Source organism: Acidaminococcus sp. CAG:542, from assembly GCF_000437815.1.
GTDB lineage: Bacteria > Bacillota > Negativicutes > Acidaminococcales > Acidaminococcaceae > Acidaminococcus.
The window spans coordinates 41,316-44,722 of record NZ_FR902083.1; the positions used below are offsets into that span (position 1 = coordinate 41,316).

4 protein-coding genes are annotated in these 3,407 nt (G+C 56.5%); all 4 read left to right on the forward strand.

What is annotated here, in order from left to right:
- Positions 1-78: 78 nt before the first annotated feature.
- The gene (locus QVO43_RS06920; RefSeq protein WP_022487807.1) at positions 79-912 is read left to right on the forward strand and encodes a PHP domain-containing protein; all 834 of its coding nucleotides are present in this window, start codon (positions 79-81) and stop codon (positions 910-912) included.
- A gap of 21 nt (positions 913-933) precedes the next feature.
- Positions 934-1,830 carry an Asp23/Gls24 family envelope stress response protein gene (locus tag QVO43_RS06925; protein WP_022487808.1) on the forward strand — a complete coding sequence of 299 codons (897 nt, stop codon included), beginning with the start codon at positions 934-936 and terminating at the stop codon, positions 1,828-1,830.
- Entirely contained in the window at positions 1,827-2,786 is a 960-nt protein-coding gene (locus tag QVO43_RS06930) for a ribonuclease HIII (protein WP_022487809.1), read from the forward strand. The genes QVO43_RS06925 and QVO43_RS06930 overlap by 4 nt, the downstream gene beginning before the upstream one ends.
- Before the next feature lie 116 nt (positions 2,787-2,902).
- Positions 2,903-3,407 (forward strand): lysylphosphatidylglycerol synthase domain-containing protein (locus QVO43_RS06935; protein WP_288174681.1); only part of this gene is annotated, 505 nt, incomplete at its 3' end.

Here is a 3,407-nt window from a genome sequence, read left to right on the forward strand (position 1 = left end):
GTGCGGCAGCGCCCTTTTTTCCTTTTTCCGCCCACTATGGTATAATCAAGTCATAAGAAATGACGAAGGAGAATTGTCATGCTGGCTGACTTGCATATCCATACCACCTTTTCTGACGGCGTCTACACTCCGGAAAAAATCATTGCCCAGGCCCGGGTGTCCGGCATTGCCGCCATTGCCATCACCGACCACGACAACATCCAGGCCTACGACCGGGCGGCCCGGACCATTCACTTCCGGCATCTGGGGATCCAGCTGATCCGGGGGGTGGAGATCGACACGGACTACAAAGGGAAGGATGTCCATGTGCTGGGGTACCATTTCGACCCGGAGAACCAGCCTCTTCTCCAGGCCATGGCCTGGACCCGGGTGGGGCGGATCACCCGGATTCGGAAGATCATCCAGAAAATCAACCAGCTGGGATATCCCATAACCCTGGAGGAAGTCCGGGAAGAAGCCCACGGGTCCAAAAGCCTGGGGCGGCCCCACATTGCCCGGGTGCTGGTGAAAAAAGGCCTGTTCTCCCATACCCAGGCGGTGTTCGATGCCCTGATTGCCAGCGGCAGGCCCGCTTACTGCCGGCAGGTGAAGATGCAGCCCAAAGAGGCTGTGGACCTGCTCCACAGGGCGGGAGGCATTGCTGTTTTGGCCCATCCGGCGGAAATCGGGAACCCGGATCTGGTGGAAGAACTGCTGGACAGGGTGCCGTTTGACGGCATGGAAGTGTGGCATCCTTCTATTTTAAAGGAAAAACCTCCCCACGACTGGCTCCAGGTGGCCAAAAACCATGGTCTCCTGACCAGCGGGGGCAGCGATCTCCACGGGAATCCGGGACGGTTCCCCCTCCACCTGGGAGAATTCCCCATTTCCTACGAAAATGTGAAGGGTGTCATCGAAGGAAAGAAAATCTGATCCGAAAAGCAGGTGCATACCATGAAAACTGTAGCATTTGTAGGCCCCAGCGGCACCGGGAAAAGCTTCCGGGCCATCGGGGTCGCCCATGACCATCACTGCGACGGCATCATCGATGACGGGCTCCTGATCGAAGGGACCAAGATCCTGGCCGGAACCAGTGCCAAAACGGAACAGAACAAGGTCCAGGCGGTGAAACGAGCCATCTTTATGGAAAAGGACCACTGCCAGGAAGTCCGGGAAGCCCTGCTGAAAAGCGACATCCGGACTCTTCTGGTGATCGGCACTTCGGACAAGATGGTCCGGACCATCTGCAAGCGGCTCCAGATCCCGGCGCCTTCGGAAACGGTGTACATCCAGGACATTTCCACCGTCCGGGAAATGAAAAAGGCCCGGGAGACCCGGATCAAGGAAGGAAAACACGTGGTGCCGGTGCCCACCATCGAACTGAAGCCCCATCTGTCCGGGGTGCTGGTGGATCTGCCTCACCGGCTGTTTTCCCGGAACCGGAAGCCCCATGCCATGCCGGAAAAATCCATTGTCCGGCCGGCTTTCAGCTACTACGGGAAGATCACGGTATCCGATTACGTGGTCAGCGACATTGTACGGATCGTGGTGAAGAAGAACAAGGAAGTGGACCGGATTACTTCCATTAAGGTGCGCCGGCCTTCGGACACCAGCAAGGGGATGACCATCTTCCTGGAGATCATCCTGTTCTTCGGGGCGCCCATTTACGAAGTGGTGAAGAGCCTTCAGACCAAGATCAAACTGAAAGTGGAAGGCATGACCAGCATGCCGGTAAAAAATATCGATGTCTCCATCCGCAGCCTGACGGTGCGGCCTCCTGATCTGCCGAAAAATCTCCAGGAGCCGGACCCGACCCTGCCGGAAGGACAAAAGGAGGAAGGCGGGGCATGACCCCTTATGATTTTGACCAGTATGTAACCCTGGTGCGGGAAAAACTCCAGCTGCTCACGGAAGAACCGGTGGAGCAGAAGGAAATCAATTACGGCCGGCAGCTGAAGGTCCGGAAGGGCCCGGACACGGTGAACCTGGCCCTTTACAATGGGAAAAAGGGCCTGAAACAGGTATGGAGCGGGAAAGTTTCTTCCTTCCGGGACTGCTGCCAGAAGGCGCTGGACGGAGAGACGGAACCTTCAGCCCTTGCCGGTGATCTTTCCGCCGGCGGGGGAAAAGTGACCCTGCTGGACGGGAAACCCGGATTCGACGGGCTCTGGTGCGGCAGTGACGAAAGCGGCAAGGGAGACTATTTCGGTCCCTTGGCGGTGGCAGCGGTGTGCCTGGACCTGGAAACCGCCCGGCAGTACCAAAGCTGGGGGATCTGCGACAGCAAGGCCCTGACCGACGGAAAAATCCATCAGCTGGCGGAAAAGATCCGGCAGACCGCCAAAGCCCATACGGTGCTGGTACTGAAGCCCCAGTTCTACAACCAGCGGTATATCCAGCTGAAAAGCCAGAAGCAGAACCTGAACCATCTTTTGGCCAGCGGCCACATCCATGCTCTGGGACGGGTGCTCCAGCAGGTGCCGGAATGCCATTTTGCCCTGGTGGACCAGTTTACCCGGCACAATGCCATTTCCTCCACCCTGGAAGCAGCTTATCCCGGGCTGAAAGTGTACCAGCAGCCCAAAGGGGAAGCGGATATGGCAGTGGCGGCGGCGTCCATCCTGGCCCGGGACGCCTTTGTGGAAGTGATGGGGGAGCTGTCCCAAAAGGCAGGCTTCGAACTGCCCAAAGGGGGCGGCAGCCAGGCTACGGCAGCGGCCCGGAAGCTGGCCAAAGCCCAGGGGGAAGAGGCTCTTTCCCAATACGTCAAGCTCCATTTTGCCAACACAGGAAAGCTCAGGCTCTGATTTACGATTTGTTTTATGTTTTTGCTCCTGTACTATGCTATAATAATAAAAGATTGTATCAGCATTGACAGATTCAGAGCTTTTCAAAATACAACGATACTGGCAGGTCATACTCTATGAACAAAACCCTATTCCGCATGCTGTGCGTGTTGTTCTTTGTAGTCATCATCGTATCAGCAGGCGTTCTTTATTTTACTTTTGATGTACGGGCCCTGGTCTATCTGACCACTTTTAAATGGTATTATGCGCTGCTGGCCCTGGGGGTGCTGTCGGTGGGGCTGTTTTTCGATGCCACCCGGCTGATCACCCTGACAAGGCTTTCCGGGGAGAAGATGGATTATGCCCATATTTTCTACGCGGTGTTCAGCAACTATTTCCTGGCACTTCTGACTCCCGGTCAGGGGGGCGGAGGTATTGCCATGCTCATGTTCATGAAACGGGCGGGGGTACCGGTGGCCAAATCCACCCTGATCGTCATTGTCCGGACGGTATTTTCCATCCTGTTCCTGTTTTTGGTGATGCCCCTGGTATTCTGGTGGGATCCGGTGCTGGTAAGCTGGATGCCCACCAGTGTCATTGCCCTGGTGTGCGCCTTTTTCATCGGGGCTCCCTGGCTCCTGT

Coding starts and splice junctions, on each gene's coding strand:
- QVO43_RS06920 (WP_022487807.1), top strand. CDS start 79: ATGCTGGCTGACTTGCATATCCATACCACCTTTTCTGACGGCGTCTAC.
- QVO43_RS06925 (WP_022487808.1), top strand. CDS start 934: ATGAAAACTGTAGCATTTGTAGGCCCCAGCGGCACCGGGAAAAGCTTC.
- QVO43_RS06930 (WP_022487809.1), top strand. CDS start 1,827: ATGACCCCTTATGATTTTGACCAGTATGTAACCCTGGTGCGGGAAAAA.